The following is a 25,978-nucleotide window of genomic DNA, read 5'->3' on the forward strand; positions in this document are numbered from 1 at the left end:
TATTCATAGTTTACCCAGTCATTTTATTTTTAAAAATAAATAACACATAAATGTCTCCTAATTTCTTTAAAATTTAAAAGGATTTTTAGATAAAAAATCAAAAGAGTTGTTATTGACACAAATATCACCCACGAATATAATATTATTGATAATGATTATCAATTGAGAACTTTAACTCCAACTCGATGTGAGTCAAAATAGGTTAATCATTTATTTATCAATCTATGAGGTGAAGTAATGAAAAAGTTACCGGTTATTTTATTAGCATCAACGTTAATGTTAGCAGCATGTGGAAACGACAATAATAGTAAAGATAGTTCAAGTTCAACAAATAATAGTAGTGGTGGTAATAAAAAGGAATTAAATGAAGCTACTAAGAAGTATGAAAAGTACACAGATAAGCAACTCGATCAATTCTTAAAAGGTACGCAACAATTCGTTGATGCAATTAAAGATAACAATATGCAAAAGGCTAAAGAATTATATCCTAAGGTACGTATGTATTATGAACGTTCAGAACCAGTTGCCGAGGCTTTCGGTGATTTAGATCCTAAGATTGACGCTCGTTTAGCAGATATGAAAGAAGAGAAAAAAGAAGATCAATGGACAGGATATCATAAAATTGAAAAACAACTTTATCAAGACAATAAAATTGACAGTACTACTAAAAAGGATGCTGATCAATTGTTAAAAGATGCTAAAGAATTACATGCAAAAGCTGATACATTAGATATTACACCTAAATTAATGCTTCAAGGATCAGTAGACTTATTAAATGAAGTTTCAACATCTAAAATTACAGGTGAAGAAGAAATTTATTCTCATACTGATTTATACGACTTTAAAGCTAATATTGAAGGCGCGCAAAAAATATATGAGTTATTTAAACCTACTCTAGAGAAAAAAGATAAAAAGTTAAGTTCAAATATTCAAAAGAACTTTGACAAGGTAAATAAATTACTTGATAAATATAAAGACGGTGATGGTTATAAATCTTATAATGATGTAACTAAGAAAGATAGAAAAGCATTGGCTGATGCTGTAAATGCTTTAGGTGAACCATTAAGTAAGATGGCTGTGGTTACAGAATGAGTAAACTAGACAAAGACCAATCATCACAAATGTCACGCCGATCAATTTTAAAAATGTTAGGCATAGGTGGCGCTGGTGTAGTCATTGGTGCAAGTGGAGTAGGAAGTATATTTTCTTTTAAATCAATGTTTGATACACCAGAAGATGAAGAGAAAGATGCATATGAGTTTTATGGCAAAGTTCAAGCTGGTATTACTACACCCACACAACGTTCAATTAACTTTGTAGCTTTAGATTTAAAATCGAAAGATAAAGCTGCAATCAAAGATATGTTCAAACAGTGGACGAAAATGACAGCGCAGATGACGGACGGAGATTCTGTCGGTAAAGAGAGTAGTAACCCATTATTACCACCTGTTGATACTGGTGAAGCAATTGGCTTAAGTGCGAGTAAATTAATGCTTACGTTCGGAGTAAGTAAATCTTTCTTGAAAAAGATTGGTATGAAAGACAAGATACCGAAAGATTATAAAGATTTACCACATTTCCCTAATGATCAATTATCGGATGATTTTAGTGATGGAGATATCATGATTCAAGCATGTTCAATGGATGATCAAGTTACTTTCCATGCTATCCATAACTTAATAAGACCATTTAGAGATATTGTACAAGTTAAATGGTCTCAAACAGGTTTTGTTTCAGGACAACTTCATGAAACGCCACGTAACTTAATAGCATTTAAAAATGGGACTGTTAACCCTCGCCATACTGACGAGTACAAGGATTATGTATTTATTGATGACGGTTGGGCTAAAAATGGTACATATTGTATTATTCGACGCATACAGATTCATATTGAAACATGGGACCGCACTGCACTCGAAGAACAAGAAGCGACGTTTGGACGTAAACGAATCTCTGGTGCTCCACTAACTGGTAAGAAAGAATTTGATGAAATGGATCTCGATGCAAAGGATAGTAGTGGAGAGTATGTAATTCCTGCAGATGCTCATGCACGTTTAGCGCATGAAGCGAAGACGTCCATTAAACGTCGTGCTTATAACTACACTGCAGGAACAAATGACAAAACTGGAGCTTTAGAAACAGGGTTATTATTTATTAGTTTCCAAAAGGCGACTCAACAATTTATTGATATTCAAAACCATTTAGGTCATAAAGATAAATTAAATGAATACATTACACATCGTGCCTCCGCAACATTTATCGTATTACCTGGTGTGAAAAAGGGAGGATACCTCGGTGAAACACTATTCGATTAAGATACTTATCGTCTTAATTCTAATATTAAGTTTATTTAAAATAGCACCAGTACATGCTGAAAATGCCTCAATGAGTGAAGCATATGTTTCAATTACGGATGCTAAATCAACGATTAGTGATAATTCAAAAAAGGATAGCGATAAGAAAAAAGCTATCAAGCAAGTTAGAAAAGAAATTAATGCTTTAAAAGTAAAAGATAATAAAGAAGGTAAAGCAGTCAAGAATAAACTGAAGGAAGTTGAAAGTGCTAAAACTTCAGATGATCAAGCTGATAAGTTATCAGACTTAACTAAAGCATTAATTACATATGAAAATACACAAAGTTCTAAAGATGCATCAGGTCAAATTAAAGAATTAAAGCAAGCAGTAGACGCCAAAGATGAACCTATTCAAAAAGCGATTAAAAATAAAAATCGCTCAGAACTCGAATCCATTAATAATAGTTTGAACCAAATTTGGACTAGTCATGAAACTGTCATTCGTAATTACGATGAAGGGAAATATGGCACGATTGAAGTGAATTTAATGCAACTTCGTGTAGCCATACAAAAGGAACCATTAGATCCCAAGAAAGTTAAGAACGCTTGGGATACGTTCAAATCAAGTATAGATACTGTGGACCAAAAACAATCATCAGAAGAAAATGGTAAGTACAAAGTGACACAATTAAATGATGAGTTAGATAAGGCGATAACTGGTATCAATAAAAATGATTTAAAACAAACGGATGCGGCTTTATCTAAATTTGTTCAAATTTGGCCATATGTCGAAGGTAAAATTCAAACTAAGAATAGTAGCTTATATACAACTATTGAAGATAAAATACCTTATTATCAAAGTATTTTAGATGATAGCAACAAAGAGCGTGTCAAAGACGGTTTAAAAGAGATCAATAATGATATTAAAGATACGGTTGGAACAGGAGATTATACTTTCGTTGATGTAATGGTAATCTTCTTACGTGAAGGCTTAGAAATACTATTAATCGTCATGACCTTAACAACCATGACCCGCAAGGTCAAAGACCATAAAGGTACATCTAGTGTGATAGGTGGTGCACTCTTAGGATTAGTATTAAGTATAGCGTTAGCAGTTGTTTTGATTTCAACAATTGGCAATAATGGTATTATTCGTGAGGGTATGGAAGCGGTACTTGGTATCGTAGCCGTTATTTTAATGTATGTGGTTGGTGTGTGGATGCATAATCGATCAAGTGCAAAACGTTGGAATGAAATGATTCAGTCGATGTACCAAAATGCAATTAGTAACGGTAACCTTGTTTTATTGGGAACAATCGGATTGATATCAGTACTTCGTGAAGGTGTTGAAGTTATCATATTCTATATGGGTATGATTGGTAGCATTAAAACGCAAGACTTTATAATAGGAATAGTAATAGCGATTGTAATTTTAATCATCTTCGCTTTACTATTTAGATTTATTGTCAAGTTAATTCCAGTTCACTATATATTTCGAGTGCTTTCAATACTAATCTTCATTATGACATTTAAAATGTTAGGTGTAAGTATCCAAAAAGCTCAATTACTAGGTTGGATACCTCAACATAGTATCGAAGGTATGCCTACAGTGAGTTGGATTGGTTTCTATCCTAGTGTCGAAACAATAGTAGCTCAAATCATTTTAGTTATTTTAATACTATTATTTGTATTTAAACAACGTAAAAAGAATCAACAATAAAGAAAAATCACAAATGAGACTCATTTAGAGTTCATTTGTGATTTTTTGTTTTCTATAAGTGAATTTTGCGATAAACATGCTGACTTCAAATAAGAGAATTAATGGAAGTGTTAATGCTAAGTTTAATATTAAATCAGGTGGTGCAATAATACTTGCTGCAACAAAACAAGCAAAGTAAACATATTTTCTATAATGACCTAACTGATTAACATCTATAAGTCCAAAATGAGCTAAACCCATAAATAATATAGGTAATTGGAATATAAATCCAAAAACGAGGAGCCATCTAATTAGCTCTCCTAGGTATGCTTTAAATCCAATAACTTGGTCTATATTGAGCATATGAGATAGTTTTTCAGAGAAATTAATAATCATTGGAAAGCCAACAAAAAATGCGAAGGCTACTCCTATAATGAATAATAAAGCACAGAAAAAACTATATTTATAAATAAATTGTCGCTCATAAACATGTAGGCCTGGTGCTATAAAAGACCAAAGTTGATAGAAAATAATAGGTACAATTAAACATATTGCTACTGTGAAAATAATCATTACATAAATTTGTATCGTTTCAGTAAACGAGAAGGTATGTAAAGTAACATGTGCTCGTTTAATATATTTTATAAAAGGTTGCATCCACCAATGTGATGAAATATAAACTAAGAAGACTGACACGATAAGTGCGATCAATACAATGACAAGCCTGTGACGTAACTCTCCAAAATGTTCTAATAGTAAAGAACTATTTTGATTGTTCTCGCTGTGATTTAGAAGCTTTACTGGGAGTCTCGTGTGAATCTTCATCAATATGTTCTGCTGCGGATTTAAATTCTTTTAACGTTGAACCAACAGCTCTTCCAAATTGTGGTAATTTTGTAGGTCCAAAAATAATCAATGCGATAATTGCGATTACGACTAAACTTGTAGGACCAGTGATACCTACGACAAACATATTTTCAAACATATAATAACCTCACTCTATTTTTTAAACAATTTTCATCTATAACTTTATACTCATTGATAAAGATTATCAACAGAAAAATGATAGTATTACAAAATAAAAAAGCGTGACTCGTCCGATAAAATAAGTTAAAGTAGTTTAAACGACAAAAAGGGGTTGTTTAGTATGAGTGAAAGTATCCGTGAGGTAAGAAGTGATGAAGTTGAAATATTGCAGGATATAGCTAAGAGAACTTTTTATCATACATTTAAATCGTCTTATGATGATAGAGATTTTAATAAATTTTTTGAAGAGGCGTATAACATTAATCAATTATCTCGTGAGCTTCAAGAGAAAGATTCATTTCACTATTTTTTTAAAGATGAACAAAAAGTAGTAGGATATTTAAAATTAAATATTAATCATGCCCAAACAGAAAAAAAGGGAGAAGATTATTTAGAAATTCAACGAATCTATTTCGATGAGGCGTATCAAGGTGGCGGGAGAGGTAAAAAATTCATTGACTTGGCTGTCAAAAAAGCAAAGGAATATCATAAAACTAAGATTTGGCTTGGTGTGTGGGAGCACAACCCACAAGCACTTCGATTTTATGAAAAAAGAGGTTTTGTCGTTACAGGTGCACATGAATTTTATACTGGTGATGTCGTAGATAAAGATTTAATTATGGAAAAAAGTTTAATTTAAAATATACCAAAAAGTATATAAAATTAGAACATTGAACTTGTTATTATTAGCGTAGGTATTAAAAATTAGATATAATTATCACGTTAAATTTTTATGAATTTTACGTAAAATTTTAGTAAAATCAAGGCGTTGATTTTGTTATAACTAGTAATCATCGTTGTCAATGTTTCAGTTGCTATGATGACAGTTAATCATTGAATTAAAATGTGTTTATGATAATCGTACATTTTATTTTAATGAGTATACTAGTTTTAATTATCCTAACCATTTCACTTATGAAGAATTAAATGCGTAATACAAAGTGAAAGAGGAATTACAAATATTAGATTTATAAAATCTAATAGCATGTCTGCCAAATCACGTTATATTCATATAGAGTTATTAGAAAGGACGTATAACATGAGTACACTGACAATTATTGTCACATATTACAACTCAGAAGAGTACATAAAAAGTTGTATTGAAAGTATTAAACAACAAAGAACTCAAGATTTTGAAGTGATTATCGTTAATGATGGTTCTACTGACAATAGTGAACAATTAATGAATGAAGCTTTAAAAGATTATGATAAAGATATTAATTATATCAAATTAGAGAGTAATCAAGGACATGCACATGCACGTAATGTTGCTCTAGAACAAGTGGAAACACCTTATTTTATGTTTCTTGATTCAGATGACGTTTTAGCCTCATATGCAATCACATTTTATCTAGATAAATTTAATTATACTGATGGCTTGATAGCGCCTATTCATTCATTTACACTTCAACGTCCTCAATACGTTGATTTAGATCGTGTTAGAGTTGAGTATTACAATGCTGACGCGAACGTTAATTCATTTTTAAGAAAGCAAACAGCTTGTAATATAATATTCCGAACTGCAATCGTCAAAGCACATCATCTGAAATTCAACGAAGATTTAAGTATTTATACTGATTGGTCATTTACGCTTGAATATATGAAGTATGTTAATAAGTTTATGCGTATTTTTAACTTCCCGTTCTACTTCCGTGGAGAAGTTTACGATCCTTTTGAAACAGTGACGTTAAGTGAGCAAAGTTTTGATGTTCTTTTTGAGGAATATGTAAAGAGCTTCTATGATGCTTTAGAACGTACTTCGAATAAAATGACGCGAACATTTATTATTAATAAAATGGAAAATAGAATTTCCCGTGATTTTGATCCAACTCATTATGATATTAAAGCAAGATATGAGGCTCACAAAGATACACTTGTTGAATTAGCACAATATCTTAACGTCCAACTTGTTAAACATCAAAAACTTATCAATATCATAGAAACGGTTTTATTGATGAATCAAGATACAGAGAATGCTTTTAAAGTGAACCAATTTAGAAAGACATTGCGTCACGTTAAAAATGTCTTACTCAGAAGAAAAAATAAAGATCGTTCTATATATGAACTTACTGATAAAGAAGAAAATGTTAATCAAGGAACGATTGTTTTCGAGGCATTTGGTGGTAAAAATTATAGTGATAGTCCGAAATATATATATGAATATATGCAAAAATACTATCCAAATTACAATTATGTTTGGTCACTTAAAAAACCTGATAAGAGTGTAATTCCAGGTAATGCTAAAAAAGTGAAACGTGGTTCTGCTGAGTACTATCAAGCATACTCTGAAGCAAGTCATTGGGTATCAAATGCACGTACACCGTTATATTTAAACAAAAAGGATAACCAAACTTATATTCAAACTTGGCATGGTACGCCATTAAAACGACTTGCAAATGATATGAAAGTCGTACGTATGCCTGGTACAACAACTTCAAGATATAAACGAAACTTCAACTGTGAAACGTCACGTTGGGATTATTTAATTTCGCCTAATAGATATTCTTCAGAAATTTTTAGAAGTGCATTCTGGATGGATGAACCTAGAATATTAGAAATAGGCTATCCAAGAAATGATGTATTAGTGAATCGTGCAAACGATCAAGACTATATCGATGAAATCAAGACAAATCTTAACTTACCAAGTGATAAAAAAGTAATTATGTATGCTCCAACTTGGAGAGATGATGAATTTGTTAGTAAGGGTAAATATTTATTTGAGTTAAAAATTGATTTAGAAAATCTATACAATGAGCTAGGGGATGATTACGTTATCTTATTACGTATGCATTATCTTATCTCTAATGCTCTTGATCTAACAGGATATGAAAACTTTGCAGTTGATGTGTCTAATTATAACGATGTTTCAGAGTTATTCTTGGTAAGTGATTGTTTAATCACTGATTATTCATCTGTTATGTTTGATTATGGTATTTTAAAACGTCCTCAATTTTTCTTTGCATATGACATTGATAAATATGATAAAGGATTACGTGGATTCTACATGGACTATATGAAAGATTTACCAGGTCCAATTTATACTGAACCATATGGATTGGCTAAAAAACTCAAAGACTTAGATAAAGTTCAAGATGAATATCAAGACCAAATTGATGCTTTTTATGATAGATTCTGTTCAGTTGATGATGGTAAAGCTTCTCAATATATCGGAGAGCTTATTCACAAAGATATCGAAGAAAACAAGTAGAAATATAATAATTATATATATAAGGCTGTGACTAATTTTATTGTCACAGTCTGTTTTGTATCTAAAGTTAAGAAAATTCATTTGAAAGTTAAATCAATATATGGGACAGATGTCTCGAAAGTAATTTGAAAATGTATATTTGATGCTAATTAGAAGGGAAAGGACTTCTTATAGTCTGTATATAAATTTAATACTCAATTAATAAATATAGGGTATAATATTAATAAGGAATTAATATTATACTCTTTTTTTATGCTTTTTATAAAAATACGATGTTATAAAATGAGAGTAATGGTAGATAGATTCAAAAGCTGGAGGAGATATTCATGAAGAGATTATTCGCAAGTATCACAGTTCTAACATTAATACTAGCAGCATGTTCTCATAGTGGAAGTGATGAAAATGAGAAAAATGATGATAGTTCGAAGAAGGAACAAAAAGAGAAAAAGTCTAAAACTGATTCAAAGGATAAGTCTAAAAATCATAAAGATAAAGACAGTACATCTAAATCTAGTAGTAATAATAATGAACTTTCGTCGTCTGATTCACAAACTGAAAATACTAATACATCAAAACAGCAACCTCAATCTAACCAAGATAATAGTAAAAATAAGGACTATGTTGCACCTTATCAAAGCAACCACGCGACACAGGTCGCTAGAAGCTTGTCTCCATTTAATGGAAATGAAGGTCAAGCACTACAACAACTTCCAAATTTTGAAACAGCCCTAGATATAGCAAAGAATGAGGCAAACATGTTTGGTAACTCACATAAAAAATATAATGACTACTCCCTCGAGGCTACTAATGATGGATTTAGATATGTATTTAGCTTTAAAGATGCCTCAAAAGACAATAGTTATTCAATAGTCACAGTGAATCGTCAAGGTCAACCAACACTTATAGATCCAAACTATCATCAATAGTATATAAATAACGCGTTCACTTAATTTAAAAGTGAGCGCGTTATTTAAGTAATTATCAATTTATTTGCTGAGCTATTAAATGACTAAGTTTGTCTAATGAATGATTTTGTCTATTAATATATTTACTATTAACATGTGGTATTGAATCAGAAATTAAATGATTTGTAAGTAATTCTGCATCTGTATACCATACTTCTTTTAAGCTATTGAGTACATCTTCATATACACCACGTTCTTCAACATATTGAGCATGATTTGGCGTATATAAACATACCTTTTTATTAAGAGTGAGTGCATCAAAAATAATAGAAGAGTAGTCGGTTAGAACAATATCAGCTATCATAATTAGATCTTGTGTTTCTACACTTTCAGGTGGGACAATCACGCCATCAGGAATGTAATTATCTTTACTTTCAACGTGCCCTTTGAATATCACATTATATTTATTGAGTAACTTATCAGATAAAGGTAGTATATCTTCTTCAGATGTATTTGATTTCCAAGTTGGGGCATACAACAGAACTGGCTTAGAGGTATCTAATTGTAACCCTTTGATAATTCTTTTTCTTAGGGTGAGATCTTGAGATTTATTTAATAAATAATTGACTCTTGGATAACCAATAGGTAGGATATCTAATTTATGACTCGGAAAAGCAGATTCAAAATATTTTACAACCTCTGTAGAATCAACGACAAGATAATCTTGATGTACCCATTTATTATATTTACGTGCTCGATAGTTATAAATGTTTAGATTTTGATGCGGTTCTTTACTATCTAAAAAGAGACGCTTAATAGGTGTTCCATGCCATAATTGAATGACCTTTCCATTAGGACGAACATCATCAGGTAGATAGCTTTCTATGATTACAACACTAGCAGTTTCAATGACTTCCTTTGCACTCTCATCATTAGGAGATATGAAATGTGGGCCAGTTCTATCATCAGTAATAAAATATGATTCTACTGTAGCGTTATGTTTTACAAAGTAATTAAATAGATACTTAGAATTACCTCTATAATGATAATCAAAACCTAAAAATACGACATGTGATTTAATTTTAGAATCATCTTTATCATAAATATAACTAATTTCCTTATGTTTACGTAATGAATAATTTTTAATTGGATTTACGAGCCATCTTGGTGCTTTGAATTTAGTACTTAATAACACGGAATCAGAATAACGTATACTATCATGATCATTGAAAGGTACACGTGTGAAAGGGATTCTACGTTGATGTTCATATGCAATTTTATTAAGAAAGAATTGATCTCTATAATTTAATCCATTACGGTCAAAACTTCTCCAGAATACCTTGCTTGTTCGGAGGGAGTCTTTAAAATCAAGTGCCACATGTCCTTCTACAGCTACATGGCCCTTAAGAATAGTAAATAAAGCTAAGTCAAATATCGTTTCAACCTCAAATTTATTCAATATCTTAAGTGCTGAATTGATTTCGTAAATAACATTAGGATATAAATTAATATTTTGTACCCAATCTTCAAAGTTAATATATGTTTTACCAAAGTATCTACAGTCATTAAGATACGTATTATGTATTGTATAATCGACAACAAATGAAGTTGAAGGTAGCTCAATGGATTTTAACATTGATTGATGAATCTGAATTTCATTTGAATAGGGTACAAAATGTGTGTAACCATTATGTAAAGCTTTTTCTAATAGTCCTTCCAACTTCTCCATATGTGAAATGTTTATTTGTTTTATCATTCGTTTTCCTTCTATCTATTAAACTTTTATTACTACTATTTTATCATGTGGCTCACTATAATTCATGAATTCACTGCTTAAAAATGACTTTCAATGTAATAAATCTAAAAACTTAGTACTATATTTTTTTTAGGAAAATATTAAACTTTGAGGTTTTGAAATCTTCTTGAATAAACTATAAAAAGTCTATTGTATTTTTAAAAGAAAGATGATATATTTTTCTTGTGAAAAAGTTCACAAATATTTGTGGGGATGACATACTAATTTTTATTTAATTTTTGTTAACTGTTTAAAATTAGTATGTTGCTAGTTAAATTCATAGAAAATTTTTTAGGAAAGAAGAGTCAAAATATGTTAGTACAAACATTTAATCCATTTGGTAATTTAATATTATCAAGTTTAGTAGCAGCAATACCTATCATTTTATTTTTACTATGTTTAACAGTTTTCAAAATGAAAGGAATTTATGCAGCGATAACTACACTTGTAGTTACATTGCTCATTGCAATTCCATTTTTCAAATTACCAGTGGGAATCGCTTCTGGTGCAGTTGTAGAAGGTTTCTTCCAAGGGGTGATACCTATTGGTTATATTGTAATGATGGCGGTATTACTTTATAAAATTACTTTAGAGTCTGGGCAATTTTCAACTATACAAGATAGTATAACAAGTATTTCTCAAGACCAACGTATTCAATTATTACTGATAGGATTTTCGTTTAATGCGTTCTTAGAGGGTGCTGCAGGTTTTGGGGTGCCAATTGCAATTTGTGCTTTATTATTATCACAACTTGGCTTTAAACCACTTCAAGCAGCAATGTTATGTTTAGTAGCTAATGCAGCGTCAGGTGCCTTTGGGGCAATAGGTATACCAGTTGGAGTGGTCGATACATTACATTTACCGGGAAATGTTACAGCTATGGATGTTTCACAAACCGCAACACTGACATTAGCCATTATTAACTTCTTTATTCCGTTTTTATTAATTTTTATTATTGATGGCTTCAAAGGTATTAAAGAAACATTACCATCTATTTTAGTTGTTTCTGTCACTTATACAGTTTTACAAGCACTATTAACTGTATTCAATGGACCAGAGTTAGCAGATATTATTCCGCCACTTGCATCTATGCTAGCTTTAGCTTTATTTTCTAAAAAGTTCCAACCTAAACATATCTTTAGAATTCAACAAGATGTTGAACCAGAACCAGTTAAACATCATAAAGGTAAGGAAATATTATATGCATGGAGCCCATTCGTTATTTTAACAATCATTGTCATGATATGGAGTTCTCCATCATTTAAAGGGTTATTCTTACCAAAAGGTAAATTATCATCACTTGTGTTTAACTTTAATCTACCAGGTACATTCAGTGATATAGCACACAAACCAATTGTATTATCACTTAATATTATTGGCCAAACAGGTACAGCTATTCTACTAACGATCGTTATTACTATATTAATGTCTAAGAAAGTAAACTTTGGAGATGCTGGTCGTTTATTTGGTGTCACTTTTAAAGAACTTTGGCTACCAGTCCTTACTATTTGCTTTATTCTGGCAATCTCTAAAATTACAACATATGGTGGATTAAGTAGTGCGATGGGTCAAGGTATTTCTAAAGCAGGTAATGTCTTCCCAATCTTATCACCTATACTTGGATGGATTGGCGTATTCATGACAGGTTCCGTCGTCAACAACAACTCATTGTTTGCACCTATTCAAGCATCAGTTGCTCAACAAATAGGTACTAGTGGATCATTGCTTGTTGCTTCAAATACTGTAGGTGGTGTAGCAGCCAAACTCATCTCACCACAATCTATAGCGATTGCAACAGCTGCCGTTAAAGAGGTTGGTAAAGAATCTGAGTTACTTAAAATGACATTACGATACAGTATCGGTTTACTCGTATTCGTATGTTTATGGACATTCATCTTATCATTATTACTATAAAAAATAACATCTCCAAGCCTTTAAAAGTTCTTAGTAGGCTTGGAGATGTTTAATTATTTGAACATATTCATAAAGTCTTCATATACTGAATCCGGGTGATATAATTTTAAGGTTTCTTTACTATTTTGAATAATATGATCAAGTTCATGATAATTATGTGTTGTTAAATCAATTTGCTTGGCTAATTGTGATACATTTTCATACTCTACAAGATAACCATTATAACCATTTTTTATAATAGCTTCAGGACCTACATTGCCTTTAAAACTAATAACTATATTATCCTGAAGCATCGCTTCTAAAATAATTATCCCAAAACCTTCATTACGTGAAGGTACAACAACAATTTTGCTTTGCGCTAATTTACTATTTAATTCTTGTGTAGACGCATTGATTTGAATAATATCGCTTAAATTATATTGATCGATAAATTCTTGTAATTGGTGTTGTTCTTTTCCATCCCCATAAAGATGTACTTCATAGTTTAAACTTCTTAAATAATCTTGTATAAGTCTCACACTCTCAAGAAGTAAATCGAATCCTTTTTCATATTCTAAACGACCAGCGGCCAAGATAATATTTTTCTTCGGCGCAGCAATTTTTTTCTCAGTTACTATGTTTGGTACGACGTATACAGGAGTTTTAAGTCGAGATTGATAGTTTTTTTGATCACTTTCAGTTAATGTAGTGACTTTATTTAAGTTTCTATAGGCAGCAATAATTTCTCTTTGATATTGCTCAGGATGAGCATCAAAATTCATGTGTTCCATACCTATTTTGGTGATATGAGTTTTGGCATATTTTGAGATTAAAATATTGAAGCTCGCACGAGTACCAATTAATACATCTGAAGACACATTTTTGATGGCTTTAATCATTTTCTTTTCGACATAACTTGAAAACTGATTTAATCCTGGTTCATGTTGAGAAATTTTTTGCGGTTTTAAAAGTGGAGTATAAGATTTTACACGATTAGCGACAATCGCTTTGAAATTTTTGGCTTTAAAACGATAGTCAACTAATACTTTAATATTAATATCTTTGTTTAATTTAAAATAGGGCGATTGTGCGCCTCTAAATACTGAGATGATTGTAACTGAGTGACCTTTTTTAGACAGAGTATTAGCGAGCTGGGAAATAGATTTTACTGTTCCACCCATAGCATATATATTATGCATGAAAAACGTGAACGATTTCATGTAAAACACCTCATTGTTTCTATAATCTTGTAGTTCATTATAACATTAGTCAGACTACTAAAGGTAATATGTTAGAATGGATTAATAGCATTATTTAAGGGTCAGAGTTTAACAATTTATAGATATCTGACTTTTTATCCTTTTGTGAATAGCAATTTATAGTATATAATTAAACTAGTTTAATCAATGGTTATGATGAGGGAGAATCAAGTCTTCCTTAAATAACTCTTGGGATATATTTTTTATAGGTTTAGAAAGCGCTTTAATATAGAAATCTATATTAAAACAAATCCATTAGAGTCAATCGTTCCATTTATTCATTGAAAAGGGGGACTGTATTTGTTATGAGTACACAACATAGCAAAACAGATGTCATCTTAATTGGTGGCGGCATTATGAGTGCAACATTAGGAACATTACTTAAAGAATTATCACCTGAGAAAGAAATTAAATTATTTGAAAGATTGGACCAACCTGGTGAGGAAAGTTCAAACGTTTGGAATAACGCTGGTACAGGGCATTCAGCATTATGCGAGCTGAATTATACTAAAGAAGGTAAAGATGGTTCAGTTGATATCACTAAAGCGATAAAGATTAATGAACAATACCAAGTGTCTAAACAGTTTTGGACGTATTTAGTACGTACGGGTCAATTAGATAGCCCAGGTAAGTTTATCCAATCTGTACCACACATGAGTTTTGTTAAGGGCGAAAATAATGTGCGTTTCTTGAAAAGTCGTGTAGATAGTCTTCAAAAGAATCTTCTTTTCGAAAAAATGGAAATCTCTGAAGATCCTGAAAAAATTAAGAAATGGGTACCATTAATGATGGAAGGGCGTAAGTCAGAAGAGCCTATTGCTATCACTTATGATGAAACAGGGACAGACGTGAATTTTGGTGCTTTAACGAAAAAATTAATTAGCAATTTACAAGAGAAACATGTCGAAGTGAATTATAAGCATGAAGTTCAAGACATTAAGAAACAGGATAATGGTAATTGGAATGTTGTTATTAAAGATTTAACATCTGGTCAAATAACAAATTATGAAACGGAATTTGTATTTATCGGTGCTGGTGGCGCTAGTTTACCTTTATTACAAAAAACAGGTATTAAAGAATCTAAACACATTGGCGGTTTCCCAGTAAGTGGATTATTCTTAAGATGTAAAAATCCTGATGTTATTAAACAGCATCATGCAAAAGTGTATGGTAAAGCAGAGGTGGGTGCACCTCCAATGTCTGTACCTCACTTAGATACACGTTTTGTTAACGGCGAACGTTCTTTATTATTTGGACCTTTCGCAGGTTTCTCACCTAAATTCTTAAAAACTGGCTCATATTTAGATTTAATTAAATCTGTTAAACCAAATAATATAGTAACGATGTTAAGTGCAGGTGTTAAAGAGTTTAATTTAACTAAATATCTTGTATCTCAATTAATGTTATCTAATGAAGAACGTATTGATGACTTACGTGTGTTCTTCCCTGAAGCTAAAGACGAGGATTGGGAAGTAATTACTGCAGGACAACGTGTTCAAGTGATTAAAGATACTGATAAATCTAAAGGTAACCTACAGTTTGGTACGGAAGTTATTACTTCTGAAGATGGTACACTAGCAGCTCTTCTAGGTGCTTCACCAGGTGCGTCAACAGCAGTAGATATTATGTTTGATGTATTACAACGCTGTTATCAATCAGAATTTAGTGATTGGGAATCTAAAATCAAAGAAATGGTACCTTCATTTGGCTTGAAACTCTCAGAACATGAAGATGTATACCATGCTGTAAATAAAGAAATTACAAAGTATTTAAATGTTAAATAATTTGTAGAAGCTAAGTTAATGATAAAGTAAGTCAATTAAAAACAAAGGCTCTAAGATGGTTTCAAACTTGAAATCATCTTAGAGCCTTTTTTATGAAGATAAAGTATAAACTAAAACATGGTTAGGAGTTAGTTTATACAGTGTTTTTAATTGGTAATTGAATTGTGAAGATTGTAGCGTCGTTAGATTGAACAGAAATAGTACCATTGTGCAATTCTACGATGGACTTTGTAATTGCGAGACCTAAACCATTACTACTCTGATCATTGTTTAGTTTATAAAATCTTTCGAAAATGTGAGACATATCTTTATCTCTGACTGTGCCCTCATTTTCGATGGTAAAAATAATCTTGGATGCTTCTATTGATAGATGTATCTGGATTAAGCCATATTGTGGGGTGTATTTAATGGCATTAATGATAAGATTGCTTAACGCTTGATGAATGAGTCTTTCATTTCCTAGGAAATATACCTCATCTAATTCTGTCATAATTACTAAATCTTTTTCTTCAATATGGAATTGCTCGTGTCTAACAATATCTTTAATTAAATCATTTAAGTGGATGCGCTTATCTAAAGTTAAATGTTCTGCGTTATCTAATTCAGATAGTAATAATAGTTCTTGCGTTAAATCACTGACTTGAGTAGTAATATTAAATAGCTCATTAACATGCATTTGTCTTTCTTCTTTACTTTTAGAAAATTGTAGTTGAGTTAATATACTTTGAATGTGTGTCAGTGGAGTTTTGATTTCATGAGATACATTTTGGACAAAATGTTGTCTCATTTCATCTACTTGTCCTAAACGTTTGCGCATTGTATCAAACCTTGATTGTAAGGTGCCAATTTCATCTTGACGTGTTTGATTGATAGGAGTTTGAAAATCGCCTTTCATCAGTCTATAGGTTGCACTTTTCAGAGTAGAAACGGGTTTAATAATTGAATACGTAGAAGCAATAACTAATGAAATTGAGATGACAAGTAATAGCCCAAGTAACACGGCTAAAAATATTCTAAACTCACTAAATGTTTCACCAATATCAGGACGCATAAATACTGCAACTGGTTTATCGTTAGATTTAAAGCGTAAGCCTACCGTGTTATCCGTTTCATTATCGAAAAAACCTGTGACAAATAATTCAAATGGCTTATTTTTAATACCGTGATAATTTTTACCATTCATTACAGATTGAATAGCAGATTGTGGTAATGTATCTCGACGGAATGGTTCTCCATAAAAATGTTTTGTACCATGATTATCTACAGTAAGTATTTGATAATTCATATCTCCCAAATGTTTAAAATAAGAGGAGAGTGATTGAGTGTTTTGTGCGTTTTCATAATTGCGTGCTTCTTCTAAGGTTTTCATGATTTTAGCATCATTAGAGGCTTTTAAATTAAAATGATAATAGATATTTGTAAGGACAAAGCTTATAAAGGCGCTAAAAAGTATCACTGTGATAGTATAGATTGCAATTCTAGAATAAAGTGTTTTAAACATCTTGATTCACCTTATACCCTTGTCCACGGACCGTATGTATTGAAATTGATGCACCTAATCTAGACAACTTTTGACGTAGTCTTTTAATGTGTACATCAACAGTGCGATCATCTCCTTCATAATCAAAGCCCCAAATCTTTTCAATGATGTCATTTCGAGTAAAAATGTGTTTTGGATTAGACACTAATAAAAATAATAATTGGAATTCTTTATTAGGAAGATTTATCGTTTTAGCATCAACGCTTATCTCCATATATGGTTGATTGAGTGTTAAATTTCCAAGTTTAAGTTCAGACTCAGCATTAATTTGATAACTTCTTAACACCGCTTTGATTCTAAATAGTAATTCTTTCACCTCAAATGGTTTAGTTACATAGTCATCTGTCCCGCTTAAGAAAGCACGTTCTTTATCACTTAAAGCGTCTCTTGCCGTTAACATAATAACGGGTATATCATAATCCTCTTTTAAAGTTTTACATAATTCGAAACCATTTATGCCATTCATCATAATACCAACGATAGCTATGTCGACATTCTCTTTTTCAAGAAAATGAAGTGCCTCCTCACCACTTAAAAAAGCGTGTGTCTCAAAATGTTCATTTATTAGATGAGATTTTACATAATCTAATATTTTTCGATCATCATCAACAACTAAACAGCTCACCATCATCTTTTCGCTCCTAAGTTTTTTATTTATTATACTATTTCCAATTTTAATTTAACATATCGAAGTTCGTTCATATTCAGTTCACATTCACTTCTTAAAATTTTGGTGACAAAGATAAAGGAGTGACTATAAATGAATTTAGCATGGAAAGAAATTAAATTTTATAAATTCAGATTTATACTTATAATGCTTATCGTATTTTTAATGTCTACGATGGTTTTATTTATCAGTGGGTTGGCTCAAGGACTAGCCAGGGAAAACATTTCTCTATTTGATCACCTCAAAGGGAACCAATTTATTATTCAGAAAATGAAGGAACCACAACTAGAAAAATCTTCATTAAACTCTAAACAACAATTTAAAATAAGCAAAATCGTTAACGAGCAACCAATAAAAATGATGTCAAAAACTTTAAATATAAAAGGTAATGAAGAAAATGTCGTTGCATTAAACTATACGACCGAAAATAAATTTAATCTAAAATCTGGAACATACCCAAATCATAAAAATGAAATTGTAGTGAATGAAAAACTTATCGCAAAAGGGATTAAAAAAGGAGATAAAGTGAAGTTCACAAAAGAAGGTAAGCCATATAAAGTCGTAGGAATTCTTAAAGATGCTATGTATTCACATAGTAATGTGATTCTTATGAATCAAAACGTATTTCAAAATAAAAATAATGGTGTGGCTTCATTTTATTCATTGAGTCATTTATCTAGTAAACAGAAGCATGAAATCAATTCAATTAAAGGTGTGCAACATGTAAAAGCACAAGAATTAACGAATCATATTGCTAGCTACAAAGCTGAGCAAAGTCCATTGAAAATGATGATTTATAGTTTATTTATTATCACAGCAATAGTATTAAGCGCATTCTTTTATGTAATGACGATACAGAAAATTTCCGAGATAGGAATACTTAAAGCTATAGGCATTTCCACACCACATTTACTTATTTCATTAATCGTTCAAATTTCAGTAATTACTCTGATTGGTGTAATTATATCTGAAGCTTTAATTATATTAATAAATCAAATTTTACCGGTTACAATGCCATTTCATTTAGAAGTGAGCAACATGTTAGTTGTATTAATAATATTTTTATTCGTTGGTTTAATTGGCGCGTCACTCTCGTTCATTAAACTTTTAAAAATTGATCCGATAGAAGCGATAGGGGGAAATGAATAATGACATTAATGGTAGATAATATTGTTAAAACTTTTGGAGAAAATGAATCTGAAACGCAAGTTTTAAAAGGAATCAATTTTGAAGTTCAGGATGGAGAATTCGTTATCTTAAATGGTGCTTCTGGTTCCGGTAAAACTACATTATTAACGATACTAGGTGGTTTATTATCACCTACATCTGGTAAACTCATCTATGAAGAAAGCCCTTTATTTAATAACAACAACAATACTAAAATGAGGCTCAACGACATCGGCTTTATATTTCAAGCGTCATATCTCATTCCGTACCTCACTGTAGAAGAACAACTGATCACTGTTGGTAAAGAAGCGGGAATGTCTAAAAGAGAAGCAAAGTTACGGGCTAATGAATTACTTGATGAGATTGGTTTAACACATAGGGTGAAAAGCTATCCCTATATGTTATCAGGTGGAGAAAAACAACGTGTAGCGATTATGAGAGCGTTTATGAATCATCCTAAAATCATACTAGCTGACGAACCTACCGCAAGTTTAGATGCAAAGAGAGTTAGAGATGTCGTAGCAATGATTAAAGAACAGATTAGTGAAAAACGTATGATTGGTATAATGATTACACATGATGAAAGTTTATTTAAATATGCAGACCGTGTTATAGAACTTTATGACGGTAAAATAATCAACTAATAAAAAGAGCGAGGTAACGTTAGTCTACTTGATTAGTAGTTTTCGTTATCTCGCTTATTCATTTCTTAGACGATGATCATGCGTATAAGACTTACCCAAAAGATAATCGCAAAATAAATAGTTAGAATTACTTTATATTGATACATTAATCCTAAAAAATCCTTGATAAGCGCTATACTGAAAAAATGATAGGGTGTATGGCTCCCGAGACCATAGAATTCTAAACCTACTTTATTAGCAAGACGCAATGATCTTAAAATATGGAATTGGCTTGTAACACATAAGAATTGTGCCCGTCTTCCAAAATGTTCTTCTATGATTGGCTTTGAATATAGAAAATTGGTATACGTATTAGTAGATTGTGCTTCCATTAGAATACGTTTCTCCGGCACACCCTTCGCAATGAGATAGCGTTTCATTGCTAGCGCCTCAGTAATGGGTTCGTCGGGACCTTGCCCACCACTTACTAACATATATGGAGAATGCTTTTGAGATTCATAAACTTTGATTGCGCAATTTAACCGTTCAGCAAGCATAGGAGTGACTTCCTCTGTAAAAATACCTGCTCCTAGTACCATAATTAGGTCTACATTTTTAGAACATAAATGACTACCATAAGCTGATGACCAAGAAATATAACAAATAAAAGCGAATGTAGTACTATAAGCGATGGTGGCGAACCATAAGGCCAATCCATTAATAATTGGGATCTCTACCGTACTGATATATATACATGCTGATAGCAATAATATGATGCGATAAAGGTAAATAAACATGTGTTTCAAAAATAGACGTCCACGTTTAAAGTTAAATAAATGTCGATGTTTAATGAGAATGAATAATGAAGCAATCAACATTAAGCTTGTTAAATCATACGGAATAGTTAAATGAATTAAATGATAAATTGTAATGATAAATCCGATAATAATAGTAGAAATATAAGCTCTTAAATTAAGAGTGAGTGGTTGATTGACATACAAAGATGCAATAAGGATAAAAGCAATGATTGTTAGAATAATTGATATCATGAATGGATTACCTCTACATTTATTGTATATATAATGTAGACTAGCTATTCATAATTAGCAATCTTTTAGCTATAAAATACGTGAGCTCATTAGAGGTTTCAATTTGATAGTATTCTTGCTATTATTTAAAAGTATGAAAAATAATTTTTTTATATAAATAGATAAAATAAATTAGGAGATTCTACATGGTAAGACGAATAGAAGATCATATCATTTTTTTGGAAAAATTCATAAATGACGTAAATACATTAACTGCAAAGCTACTTAAAGATTTACAAATTGAATATGGCATTTCTATAGAGCAATCTAATGTGTTGAATATGTTAAGTAATGAATCATTAACAGTGAGTCAAATTACTGAAAAACAAGGCGTCAATAAAGCAGCAGTAAGTAGAAGAGTTAAAAAATTATTAGATGCTGACTTAGTTAAACTTGAAAAAACAAATGCCAATACTGACCAACGCTTAAAAATTGTAATTTTGTCAGAAAAAGGCAAAGAATATATTGTAAAAAGAAAAGCAATCATAAGTAATATTGCTAATGATATGACAAGTGATTTCTCAACAGAGGAAATAGAAAAAGTTAGACATGTTTTAGAGGTCATTGATCATCGTATCAAATCGTTTAATTCTAAATTATAAATATTCTGAGAATTAGACTATACACTGAATCATTGATAGGAATATAATGAAAAGTGTAAATTATTTTAAGTATTTAGGACTAATTATGTATTTAACTTAAGCTGTTTTATTAATATAATTCGAATAAGTGCGTAAATGCTTTTTAATTAAAATAAAATGAAAACTACATATATTAGAAATTGTAATTTCAAATCAAAATCTGTAAAATAAACCAGGTGGATAAAATAATTATATAATATAAAAATTAAGTGAATGTAGTGTGGGAATAAGAGGTGATATAATGAATCAATGCCCAAACTGTGGACATACAGTTAGTGGTGATAATGAAAGCTGTCCAAATTGTGGGCAATCATTATCAAGAGATAAGAAAAGAAAAAATAAAACTAAACAGCAATCATCTCAATCGCAAAATAATAACGCTACGAACCTCAAATTACGTAGAATTGTTCCACTAGGAATCGTCTTTTTTATTTTAATACTTATTGTGGTTTTATTTTTCCTATTAAAGAACTTTAATTCTCCAGATGCACAAGCTAAGATTCTTGTTAATGCAGTAGATAATAATGATACGCAAAAAGTAGCAACTTTATTAAGTACTAAAGATAATAAAGTAGATCCAGATGAGGCGAAAGAATATATTAAATATATTAAAAACGAAGTAGGTATGAAAAGTTTTATTAGTAATATTCGAGAGACAGTGGACAAATTGAATAAAAATAATTCAAGTGTCGCATCGTATATCCAAACGAGAAGTGGTCAAGACGTACTGAGAATTAGTAAAAATGGTACGAGATATTTATTCTTTGATAATATGAGCTTTACTGCACCTACGAAACAACCAATTATTAAACCTAAAGAAGAAACAAAATATGAATTTAAAACAGGTGGTAAACGCAAAACTGTCATTGCAGATGCACACAAGAATACACCATTAGGTGATTTCATACCGGGTACTTATCACATGTCTGCTAAAAAGATTACTAAGAATGGTACATTCAATGGCTATTTAAATTTTGATTTTAGAGAAAGTAGTTCTGAGACAGTAGAAGCTTCGGAAGATTTTGATCAAACCTATTTAAATATCAAATTAAAAGGTGCAAGTAAATTAAGTGATAGTTCAGAAAAAGTAAAAATTAATGATCGTGAAATGTCATACTCCAATTCTAAAGAGTATGGTCCATATCCGAAAACGAAAGATATTACTATATCTGCCACAGGTAAAGCAAAAGGTAGAAAATTTAGTTCAGAAACCAAAACAATTAGTGCTGATGATTTAAAAAATAATACGACTGTGACGTTAAATTTTGAAAGTGATAAAATCAACAGTTATGTTGAGAAAAAAGAAAAAGAAGAGAACAGTCTCAAAAATAAATTAACGGAGTTCTTCAGTGGTTACTCAATGGCGATTAATTCAGCTTTTAATATGAATAATTTTGATTTTATATCAAGTTATTTTAAAAAGAATTCTTCTATATATAAACAAATGAAAAATAACTTTGCAAATCATACAACTGTTTCAATGCTATCACCACAAGTAATAAGTGCGAGTAGAAGCGGAGATAAAATTAAAACCACGATTCAACAAATTGATAACTCAGGTAACTTTGTTAACAAAGACTATGAACTAGAAATTGACTCTGATAATAGTAATATGCAACTCACAAAAGGTGATGAATAAAAGCCAAATGCAAAATGCATTTGGCTTTTATTATAGCTATTTAGTAATATAATTAATTATCAGGAAAAGCTTAAGAAAAAAGCTTGATTTCCTTTTAAATGTATAAAGGAGGCTTCACTTTGGAGCAATCACAACCCAAACATCGCAATTCCCTATTATTTATCATCATTTTAGGTGCACTTACTGCTATAGGTCCATTGTCAATTGACATGTTCTTACCAGGTCTACCTAACATTAAGAATGATTTTCATACAACAGCATCAAATGCTCAATTAACAATTTCATTTTTCATGGTGGGATTAGCATTCGGTAACTTGTTTGCTGGTCCTATTTCCGATTCTAAAGGTCGTAAAAAGCCTCTTCTTATTGCGATGGTTATTTTCACGCTGGCAAGTTTAGTAATCATTTTTGTTACGAATATTTGGGTGATGATTATATTACGTCTTATACAAGGTCTAACTGGTGGGGCAGGTGCAGTCATATCCAGAGCAGTGGCAAGTGATAAATACTCAGGAAATGATTTAACCAAATTCTTATCACTTCTAATGTTAGTTAACGGTGTTGCACCAGTTATCGCACCAGCACTTGGGGGATTGATACTAAGTTTTACTGGTTGGAGAATGGTCTTTATTATATTGACCATTTTCGGTTTACTTATGTTCATAGGAACACTCTTCAAAGTTCCAGAATCCCTTGAAAATGAACACCGTGTTAATAGCAACATTGGCACAATGTTTAAGAACTTTAAAGATTTATTTGCTACACCAAGATTTGTATTACCTATGTTGATACAAGGTGTGTCATTTGTTTTATTATTCACTTACATTTCAGCCTCACCATTTATTGTTCAAAAAATATATGGATTTTCGCCTTTACAGTTTAGTATCATGTTTGCATCCATAGGTATTACTTTAATTATTTCAAGTCAACTGACCGGTAAGTTAGTAGATTACTTTGATAGACAATCTATACTTAGAATGATGACTGTAATCCAAATTTTAGGTGTCATCATAGTAAGTATGACATTAATCAATCATTGGAATTTCTGGTTATTAGCGTTTGGCTTTGTAATACTTGTAGCACCTGTAACAGGTGTAGCAACACTTGGTTTCTCTATTGCAATGGATGAAAGTAAAAGTGGAAAGGGGAGTTCTTCAAGTCTTCTTGGACTATTTCAAACATTATTAGGTGGACTGATGTCACCACTCGTAGGTATTAAAGGGGAAAATGATCCAACACCCTACATTATTATTATTGCTATAACTGCGGTAATTCTGATTATATTACAACTTTTAAATAGACGCGTATTTAAAAAAAGCTAAACCGTTTAAGATGATTTAATCTAAGTCTACTTCAGAGTTATAATTAACTTCGAAGTAGACTTTTTTCACCTTCAGTTTAGCTTTAAATGTTTACCTTTGCAGTTTAATAGTATTTGCGAGTAAGACTTCTGCTATGACTTTTGGAGACTCTACACAACCACGTCGTAACCAATCGATAATAATACCGGCTTGGCCTCCTACAGAATAAACAACAAACATGTGTTTATTCTGAATTGAGGTTTCATATCTATTCATCACCTTTTCATAACAATCTCTAGTTTCATTAATATAATCCAAAGCAATATCTTTATTAGGATGAGTAATTAATGTTGCTTTATAAAAGGCTTCCCTACATTTGATATAACTTGCAACAAGTAAAAAGAATTTATACATTTTCTTTTGATCTTGCTTAATGCTATGAAAGTCATGATAAAAAGAATTAAGTAAAGCTTTATATTTATCGAGATGATAATTTTGTATACGTTCTAATAAATGATATTTATCTTGAAAATGATCATAAAAAGTTGAGCGATTTACGTTACTATATGCACAAATCATTTTGATAGTAATGTCCTCAAATGGGTATTCTTCAAGTAATTCAATAAGACTTTGAATGATTTTATATTTAGCACGTTGCTTCATTGTTTCACCTGATTAATTTTTTTATATAAGTTTTTATCCAACACAATTATAAAAATTGTTGGTGTTATTTTTAGATTCACATCTCTATAATAGATAAAGTGAATTTTAAAAGCAAATAGGAGGATATATTCATGAAGAAAATGGTATTAGTGAATGTCATTACTATCATTGTCTTAGTAGTTATAGGTGTTCTAGCTTTCTGGTTCTGGAACAATGCGACTAGCTACGTAACTACTGACAACGCAAAAGTAGACGGAGATCAAATTAAAATCTCAAGTCCAGCTTCAGGACAAATTAAATCTCTTGATATTAAACAAGGAGATAAACTTGATAAAGGTGATAAAGTAGCTGAAGTTTCAGCTCAAGGTGAAGGTGGTCAATCTAAAGATATGAGCATCAAAATGCCTCAAAAAGGTACTATCGTAAAAACTGATGGTATGGAAGGGTCTATGGCTCAAGCTGGTAACCCAATCGCTTATGCATACAATTTAGATGATTTATACATTACTGCTAACGTAGATGAAAAAGACATTTCTGATGTAGAAAAAGGAAACGATGTAGACGTTGATATCGACGGTCAAAAAGCTTCTATCAAAGGTAAAGTTGAACAAGTTGGTGAAGCAACTGCAGCTAGTTTCTCATTAATGCCTTCATCAAACAGTGACGGCAACTACACTAAAGTGTCTCAAGTAGTTCCAGTTAAAATTTCTCTAGATTCTGAACCATCTAAAAATGTTGTTCCAGGTATGAACGCTGAAGTTAAAATCCATAAAAATTAAGGGGGTC

General features: G+C 31.2%; 22 protein-coding genes. 14 read left to right on the top strand and 8 right to left on the bottom strand.

What is annotated here, in order from left to right:
- Nucleotides 1-237: 237 nt before the first annotated feature.
- From efeO to V6C74_RS02590, 3 genes are read left to right on the top strand one after another with little or no spacing between them, the layout of a single operon-like run.
- Nucleotides 238-1,092, top strand: coding sequence for an iron uptake system protein EfeO (gene efeO, locus V6C74_RS02580; RefSeq protein ID WP_002453899.1), 855 nt, complete (start codon nt 238-240; stop codon nt 1,090-1,092).
- Entirely contained in the window at nt 1,089-2,315 is a 1,227-nt protein-coding gene (gene efeB, locus V6C74_RS02585; protein ID WP_002453898.1) for an iron uptake transporter deferrochelatase/peroxidase subunit, read from the top strand. Before efeO ends, efeB begins: the two co-directional genes overlap by 4 nt.
- A complete protein-coding gene (locus V6C74_RS02590) occupies nt 2,296-4,014 on the top strand; it encodes an FTR1 family protein (protein WP_016898609.1) in 1,719 nt (572 codons plus the stop codon). The genes efeB and V6C74_RS02590 overlap by 20 nt, the downstream gene beginning before the upstream one ends.
- 24 nt (nt 4,015-4,038) lie before the next feature.
- Here V6C74_RS02590 and tatC read toward each other — a convergent pair whose 3' ends face one another.
- Nucleotides 4,039-4,818 carry a twin-arginine translocase subunit TatC gene (tatC, locus tag V6C74_RS02595; RefSeq protein ID WP_037561015.1) on the bottom strand — a complete coding sequence of 260 codons (780 nt, stop codon included), beginning with the start codon at nt 4,816-4,818 and terminating at the stop codon, nt 4,039-4,041.
- A complete protein-coding gene (gene tatA / locus V6C74_RS02600) occupies nt 4,757-4,978 on the bottom strand; it encodes a twin-arginine translocase TatA/TatE family subunit (protein WP_002432296.1) in 222 nt (73 codons plus the stop codon). Before tatA ends, tatC begins: the two co-directional genes overlap by 62 nt.
- Nucleotides 4,979-5,140: 162 nt before the next feature.
- On the opposite strand from tatA, the gene V6C74_RS02605 reads away from it, so the two are divergent.
- From V6C74_RS02605 to V6C74_RS02615, 3 genes are all read left to right on the top strand, one after another.
- Nucleotides 5,141-5,659: an N-acetyltransferase gene (locus V6C74_RS02605; protein WP_002453894.1), complete on the top strand. Its 519-nt coding sequence runs from the start codon at nt 5,141-5,143 to the stop codon at nt 5,657-5,659.
- A gap of 399 nt (nt 5,660-6,058) precedes the next feature.
- Nucleotides 6,059-8,227 carry a bifunctional glycosyltransferase family 2 protein/CDP-glycerol:glycerophosphate glycerophosphotransferase gene (locus V6C74_RS02610; protein WP_002453893.1) on the top strand — a complete coding sequence of 723 codons (2,169 nt, stop codon included), beginning with the start codon at nt 6,059-6,061 and terminating at the stop codon, nt 8,225-8,227.
- Between the two features lie 326 nt (nt 8,228-8,553).
- Nucleotides 8,554-9,153: a hypothetical protein gene (locus V6C74_RS02615; RefSeq protein WP_002432721.1), complete on the top strand. Its 600-nt coding sequence runs from the start codon at nt 8,554-8,556 to the stop codon at nt 9,151-9,153.
- 55 nt (nt 9,154-9,208) lie between these two features.
- Here V6C74_RS02615 and V6C74_RS02620 read toward each other — a convergent pair whose 3' ends face one another.
- Nucleotides 9,209-10,888, bottom strand: coding sequence for a CDP-glycerol glycerophosphotransferase family protein (locus tag V6C74_RS02620; protein ID WP_002453892.1), 1,680 nt, complete (start codon nt 10,886-10,888; stop codon nt 9,209-9,211).
- Between the two features lie 351 nt (nt 10,889-11,239).
- On the opposite strand from V6C74_RS02620, the gene V6C74_RS02625 reads away from it, so the two are divergent.
- A complete protein-coding gene (locus V6C74_RS02625) occupies nt 11,240-12,841 on the top strand; it encodes an L-lactate permease (RefSeq protein WP_002453891.1) in 1,602 nt (533 codons plus the stop codon).
- Nucleotides 12,842-12,894: 53 nt separating this feature from the next.
- Here the strand turns inward: V6C74_RS02625 and V6C74_RS02630 are convergent, their stop codons facing one another.
- Nucleotides 12,895-14,040: a glycosyltransferase family 4 protein gene (locus V6C74_RS02630; RefSeq protein ID WP_002453890.1), complete on the bottom strand. Its 1,146-nt coding sequence runs from the start codon at nt 14,038-14,040 to the stop codon at nt 12,895-12,897.
- A gap of 344 nt (nt 14,041-14,384) precedes the next feature.
- Between V6C74_RS02630 and V6C74_RS02635 the strand changes: the two genes are divergently transcribed.
- Complete coding sequence (locus V6C74_RS02635; RefSeq protein ID WP_002453889.1) at nt 14,385-15,863, top strand: malate:quinone oxidoreductase; 1,479 nt, start codon at nt 14,385-14,387, stop codon at nt 15,861-15,863.
- 133 nt (nt 15,864-15,996) lie between these two features.
- On the opposite strand, the gene V6C74_RS02640 is transcribed toward V6C74_RS02635, so the two are convergent.
- Together V6C74_RS02640 and V6C74_RS02645 are read right to left on the bottom strand one after the other, a co-directional pair.
- Nucleotides 15,997-17,364, bottom strand: coding sequence for a cell wall metabolism sensor histidine kinase WalK (locus tag V6C74_RS02640; RefSeq protein WP_002453888.1), 1,368 nt, complete (start codon nt 17,362-17,364; stop codon nt 15,997-15,999).
- Nucleotides 17,357-18,031, bottom strand: coding sequence for a response regulator transcription factor (locus tag V6C74_RS02645; protein WP_029625755.1), 675 nt, complete (start codon nt 18,029-18,031; stop codon nt 17,357-17,359). The genes V6C74_RS02640 and V6C74_RS02645 overlap by 8 nt, the downstream gene beginning before the upstream one ends.
- A gap of 132 nt (nt 18,032-18,163) precedes the next feature.
- On the opposite strand from V6C74_RS02645, the gene V6C74_RS02650 reads away from it, so the two are divergent.
- Nucleotides 18,164-19,219, top strand: coding sequence for an FtsX-like permease family protein (locus V6C74_RS02650; protein WP_002453886.1), 1,056 nt, complete (start codon nt 18,164-18,166; stop codon nt 19,217-19,219).
- Nucleotides 19,219-19,881 (top strand): ABC transporter ATP-binding protein, encoded by a 663-nt coding sequence (locus V6C74_RS02655; protein WP_002453885.1) that lies wholly within the window; start codon nt 19,219-19,221, stop codon nt 19,879-19,881. The genes V6C74_RS02650 and V6C74_RS02655 overlap by 1 nt, the downstream gene beginning before the upstream one ends.
- A 65-nt stretch (nt 19,882-19,946) precedes the next feature.
- Here V6C74_RS02655 and V6C74_RS02660 read toward each other — a convergent pair whose 3' ends face one another.
- Entirely contained in the window at nt 19,947-20,909 is a 963-nt protein-coding gene (locus tag V6C74_RS02660; protein ID WP_002453884.1) for a YdcF family protein, read from the bottom strand.
- A gap of 185 nt (nt 20,910-21,094) precedes the next feature.
- Between V6C74_RS02660 and V6C74_RS02665 the strand changes: the two genes are divergently transcribed.
- The 3 genes from V6C74_RS02665 (at nt 21,095) to V6C74_RS02675 (ending at nt 24,550) form a co-directional block, all read left to right on the top strand.
- Nucleotides 21,095-21,550, top strand: a complete 456-nt coding sequence (locus V6C74_RS02665) for a MarR family transcriptional regulator (protein ID WP_002453883.1) — start codon at nt 21,095-21,097, stop codon at nt 21,548-21,550.
- A 280-nt stretch (nt 21,551-21,830) separates the two neighbouring features.
- A complete protein-coding gene (locus tag V6C74_RS02670; protein ID WP_002453882.1) occupies nt 21,831-23,228 on the top strand; it encodes a zinc ribbon domain-containing protein in 1,398 nt (465 codons plus the stop codon).
- Nucleotides 23,229-23,326: 98 nt separating this feature from the next.
- Nucleotides 23,327-24,550 (top strand): multidrug effflux MFS transporter, encoded by a 1,224-nt coding sequence (locus V6C74_RS02675; RefSeq protein ID WP_050783842.1) that lies wholly within the window; start codon nt 23,327-23,329, stop codon nt 24,548-24,550.
- A 90-nt stretch (nt 24,551-24,640) separates the two neighbouring features.
- Here V6C74_RS02675 and V6C74_RS02680 read toward each other — a convergent pair whose 3' ends face one another.
- Nucleotides 24,641-25,192: a TetR/AcrR family transcriptional regulator gene (locus tag V6C74_RS02680; protein WP_103175489.1), complete on the bottom strand. Its 552-nt coding sequence runs from the start codon at nt 25,190-25,192 to the stop codon at nt 24,641-24,643.
- A gap of 131 nt (nt 25,193-25,323) precedes the next feature.
- On the opposite strand from V6C74_RS02680, the gene V6C74_RS02685 reads away from it, so the two are divergent.
- A complete protein-coding gene (locus tag V6C74_RS02685) occupies nt 25,324-25,971 on the top strand; it encodes an HlyD family efflux transporter periplasmic adaptor subunit (protein ID WP_002432737.1) in 648 nt (215 codons plus the stop codon).
- Nucleotides 25,972-25,978: the final 7 nt, after the last annotated feature.

Origin of the sequence: Staphylococcus capitis subsp. capitis, assembly GCF_040739495.1 — a bacterium.
GTDB classification, from domain to species: domain Bacteria; phylum Bacillota; class Bacilli; order Staphylococcales; family Staphylococcaceae; genus Staphylococcus; species Staphylococcus capitis.

Bases quoted from the DNA above. Each gene is read 5' to 3' on its own strand.
- V6C74_RS02670 (WP_002453882.1), top strand. From the start codon at position 21,831: ATGAATCAATGCCCAAACTGTGGACATACAGTTAGTGGTGATAATGAA.
- V6C74_RS02610 (WP_002453893.1), top strand. From the start codon at position 6,059: ATGAGTACACTGACAATTATTGTCACATATTACAACTCAGAAGAGTAC.
- V6C74_RS02655 (WP_002453885.1), top strand. From the start codon at position 19,219: ATGACATTAATGGTAGATAATATTGTTAAAACTTTTGGAGAAAATGAA.
- efeB (WP_002453898.1), top strand. From the start codon at position 1,089: ATGAGTAAACTAGACAAAGACCAATCATCACAAATGTCACGCCGATCA.
- V6C74_RS02675 (WP_050783842.1), top strand. From the start codon at position 23,327: ATGTATAAAGGAGGCTTCACTTTGGAGCAATCACAACCCAAACATCGC.
- V6C74_RS02640 (WP_002453888.1), bottom strand. From the start codon at position 17,364: ATGTTTAAAACACTTTATTCTAGAATTGCAATCTATACTATCACAGTG.
- V6C74_RS02635 (WP_002453889.1), top strand. From the start codon at position 14,385: ATGAGTACACAACATAGCAAAACAGATGTCATCTTAATTGGTGGCGGC.
- V6C74_RS02650 (WP_002453886.1), top strand. From the start codon at position 18,164: ATGAATTTAGCATGGAAAGAAATTAAATTTTATAAATTCAGATTTATA.
- V6C74_RS02680 (WP_103175489.1), bottom strand. From the start codon at position 25,192: ATGAAGCAACGTGCTAAATATAAAATCATTCAAAGTCTTATTGAATTA.
- V6C74_RS02605 (WP_002453894.1), top strand. From the start codon at position 5,141: ATGAGTGAAAGTATCCGTGAGGTAAGAAGTGATGAAGTTGAAATATTG.
- V6C74_RS02630 (WP_002453890.1), bottom strand. From the start codon at position 14,040: ATGAAATCGTTCACGTTTTTCATGCATAATATATATGCTATGGGTGGA.
- tatA (WP_002432296.1), bottom strand. From the start codon at position 4,978: ATGTTTGAAAATATGTTTGTCGTAGGTATCACTGGTCCTACAAGTTTA.
- V6C74_RS02665 (WP_002453883.1), top strand. From the start codon at position 21,095: ATGGTAAGACGAATAGAAGATCATATCATTTTTTTGGAAAAATTCATA.
- V6C74_RS02660 (WP_002453884.1), bottom strand. From the start codon at position 20,909: ATGATATCAATTATTCTAACAATCATTGCTTTTATCCTTATTGCATCT.
- V6C74_RS02645 (WP_029625755.1), bottom strand. From the start codon at position 18,031: ATGGTGAGCTGTTTAGTTGTTGATGATGATCGAAAAATATTAGATTAT.
- V6C74_RS02615 (WP_002432721.1), top strand. From the start codon at position 8,554: ATGAAGAGATTATTCGCAAGTATCACAGTTCTAACATTAATACTAGCA.
- V6C74_RS02685 (WP_002432737.1), top strand. From the start codon at position 25,324: ATGAAGAAAATGGTATTAGTGAATGTCATTACTATCATTGTCTTAGTA.
- tatC (WP_037561015.1), bottom strand. From the start codon at position 4,818: ATGAAGATTCACACGAGACTCCCAGTAAAGCTTCTAAATCACAGCGAG.
- V6C74_RS02620 (WP_002453892.1), bottom strand. From the start codon at position 10,888: ATGATAAAACAAATAAACATTTCACATATGGAGAAGTTGGAAGGACTA.
- V6C74_RS02625 (WP_002453891.1), top strand. From the start codon at position 11,240: ATGTTAGTACAAACATTTAATCCATTTGGTAATTTAATATTATCAAGT.
- efeO (WP_002453899.1), top strand. From the start codon at position 238: ATGAAAAAGTTACCGGTTATTTTATTAGCATCAACGTTAATGTTAGCA.